Annotated in this window: 3 protein-coding genes; all 3 read left to right on the top strand. The window is 63.3% G+C overall.

The genetic code is table 11. The features are described 5' to 3' along the window. Window positions 1-903 (top strand): NADH-quinone oxidoreductase subunit NuoF (gene nuoF / locus AC1DUU_RS27030; protein ID WP_476786434.1); only part of this gene is annotated, 903 nt, incomplete at its 5' end. 85 nt (window positions 904-988) lie between these two features. Beyond that, window positions 989-1,678, top strand: a complete 690-nt coding sequence (locus AC1DUU_RS27025) for an NADH-ubiquinone dehydrogenase (protein WP_476786433.1) — start codon at window positions 989-991, stop codon at window positions 1,676-1,678. 78 nt (window positions 1,679-1,756) lie between these two features. After that, window positions 1,757-3,344, top strand: a 1,588-nt coding sequence (gene nuoG, locus AC1DUU_RS27020) for an NADH-quinone oxidoreductase subunit NuoG (RefSeq protein ID WP_476786432.1), incomplete at its 3' end; no start/stop codon positions are given.

Raw genomic sequence — 3,344 nt, 5'->3', positions numbered from 1 at the left:
GCATTGCAGCGCGCCATCGACGAGGCCTATGACGCCAAGCTGATCGGCAAGAACAACAAGAACGGCTACGATTTCGACATCTACGTTCATCACGGCGCCGGCGCCTATATCTGCGGCGAAGAAACCGCGCTGCTCGAAAGCCTCGAAGGCAAGAAGGGCCAGCCGCGCCTCAAGCCGCCGTTCCCGGCCAATGTCGGCCTCTACGGCTGCCCGACGACGGTCAACAACGTCGAGTCGATCGCTGTCGCGCCGACCATCCTGCGTCGTGGCGCGGCCTGGTTCTCCGGCATCGGCCGCCCGAACAATGTCGGCACCAAGCTGTTCATGCTGGTTGGCCATGTGAACACGCCCTGCACGGTCGAAGAGGCCATGGGCATCACGTTCCGCGAGCTGGTCGAAAAGCACGGCGGCGGTATCCGCGGCGGCTGGGATAACCTTTTGGCCGTCATTCCCGGCGGCGCGTCGTGCCCGTTGGTCAAGGCCGAGGACATCATCGACTGCCCGATGGATTTCGACGGTCTGCGTGAGCGTAAGTCTTCGTTCGGCACGGCTGCCGTGATCGTCATGGACAAGTCGACCGACATCGTGAAGGCGATCGCGCGCCTCAGCTACTTCTTCAAGCACGAGAGCTGCGGCCAGTGCACGCCGTGCCGCGAAGGCACCGGCTGGATGTGGCGCGTCATGGAGCGCCTGGTGCGTGGTGAAGCGCACAAGCGCGAGATCGACATGCTGCTCGACGTCACCAAGCAGGTGGAAGGCCATACGATCTGCGCGCTGGGCGATGCGGCCGCATGGCCGATCCAGGGCCTGATCCGCAACTTCCGTCCGGAGATCGAGCGGCGCATCGACGAGTTCTCGCGCAATTCCCATCGCGCCGAGCCCGTGCTGGTGGCGGCAGAGTAAGAATTAGTCAGAAAGTGCGGGCCAAAGGTCCGAAATAGGAAACGACGAGGCAGAGGCGAACGGCGAAGGCGACAAGGAGACACCAATGTCGACATTTCCCATTCCCGAAAGTGCAGTGCCTGAGATGGAACGTTTGGAGCAGATGAACAGGGACTTCGTGGCGATGCTGCCCAAGGAGTTTGCCGGTACGGCAAATCTGATGGTTCATCCCGCCGCTGGAATCGCTGCTGCTTCCGCTCTGAGTGTCGGCCTCGCCAGTCACGCCATGGGCGTCTGGATCGGGGCCGTGACTGGCGTGTCTGAGGCTGCGCAGCGGYTGTTTTCGCCTGACTTTGGTGATTTCAGCGGTGCGACTCAGGCCAAGCCGGTGGCAACGAAAAAGGCTGAGGCCAGCACGGCCTCGCTGATCGCCGAGGTGAAGACCTTGGCGCGCAAGCTGGAGAAGGTCGAGGCGACGCGAGCGGCTGAGCCGGTCGTTGCCGAGGTCGCGGTCGTGGCTGAAGCGCCGGTGGGGTTTCAGCCAGAGGATTTCAGGCAGCCGGCGTCTATCGAACGGCCGGAAGCGCCTGACGATTTGAAGGCGATCGCCGGCATCGGCCCGAAACTGGAGCAGGTACTGAACGGTTTGGGCATCTGGACCTACGGCCAGATCGCCGGCTGGACGGGACAAGAAGTGGGCTGGGCCGACGACTATCTCGGCTTCAAGGGTCGGATCGGTCGCGACGACTGGATCGGGCAGGCGATAACGCTGGCTGGCGGCAAGACCGCCGGGTGAATTGTGGATTTCGGGGCGCAGCGCAGGCCGCGCCCCTTGCAGGACGGAATGCGGATCATCCGCGGGATTTGAGGCGCTATGGCAAAGCTTAAGGTCGACGGGAAAGAGATTTCGGTACCCGACCACTATACGCTGCTGCAGGCTGCGGAAGAGGCTGGCGCGGAAGTGCCGCGTTTCTGCTTCCATGAGCGGCTGTCGATCGCCGGCAATTGCCGCATGTGCCTTGTCGAGGTGAAGGGCGGACCGCCCAAGCCGGCGGCATCCTGCGCCATGGGTGTGCGCGATCTGCGCCCCGGCCCGAACGGCGAAACGCCTGAGATTTTCACCAACACGCCGATGGTCAAGAAGGCCCGCGAAGGCGTGATGGAGTTCTTGCTCATCAATCACCCGCTCGACTGCCCGATCTGCGATCAGGGCGGCGAATGCGACCTGCAGGATCAGGCGATGGCCTTCGGCCTCGACGGTTCGCGCTACAATGAAAACAAGCGCGCGGTCGAAGACAAGAACATCGGCCCGCTGGTCAAGACGATCATGACGCGCTGCATCCATTGCACGCGCTGCGTCCGCTTCACCACCGAAGTGGCCGGCATTTCCGAACTTGGCCTGATCGGCCGCGGCGAAGACGCCGAGATCACCACCTATCTCGAACAGGCAATGACCTCCGAGCTGCAGGGCAATGTCATCGACCTGTGCCCGGTTGGTGCCTTGACCTCGAAACCATACGCCTTCCAGGCACGTCCGTGGGAGCTGACCAAGACCGAGTCCATCGACGTGATGGATGCTGTCGGTTCCGCCATCCGCGTCGATACGCGTGGCCGCGAAGTGATGCGCATCATGCCGCGCATCAACGAGCAGGTGAACGAGGAGTGGATCTCCGACAAGACCCGTTTCATCTGGGACGGGCTGCGCACCCAGCGCCTCGACCGGCCTTACGTTCGCAAGGACGGCAAGCTGGCAGTGGCGACTTGGCCAGACGCCTTCGCTGCGATCAAGGAAGCTGTCGCCAAGACCTCGGCTGATCGTATCGGCGCCATTGCCGGCGATCTCGCCACGGCAGAAGAGATGTATGCGCTCAAGCAGCTGATCTCGTTGCTTGGCTCGAACAACATCGACTGCCGCCAGGATGGTGCAGCGCTCGATCCCTCGCTCGGCCGTGCAAGCTACATCTTCAACCCGACCATCGAAGGCATCGAACAGGCCGACGCCATCCTCATCATCGGCGCCAATCCGCGCTTCGAGGCTTCGGTACTCAACGCCCGTATCCGCAAGCATTGGCGCGCCGCCAATGTGCCGGTCGCCGTCATCGGCGAGATCGGCGATACGCGCTATGATTACGAACAGCTGGGTTCGGGTCCGGATACGCTCAAGGATCTGGCCGAAGGCAATGGCAAGTTCTTCTCGGCTCTCAAGAAGGCGACCCATCCGCTGATCATCGTCGGCCAGGGCGCGATCGCCCGTGCCGATGGTGCTGCCGTGCTCGGTCAGGCTGCCAAGCTCGCGACGGCGGTCAATGCCAGCCGTACCGACTGGAACGGCTTTGCCGTGCTGCACACCGCAGCCGCCCGCGTTGGCGGTCTCGACGTCGGCTTCGTGCCGGGCGAGGGGGGCAAGAACGCTGCCGGCATGCTCGGCGAGACCGACGTGCTGTTCCTGCTGGGTGCCGACG

The sequence above is a fragment of the Aminobacter sp. P4_H6_2 genome, assembly GCF_056400805.1.
The sequence above is the reverse complement of the archived record's forward strand: the minus strand, read 5'-3'. Positions and strand labels throughout refer to the sequence as shown.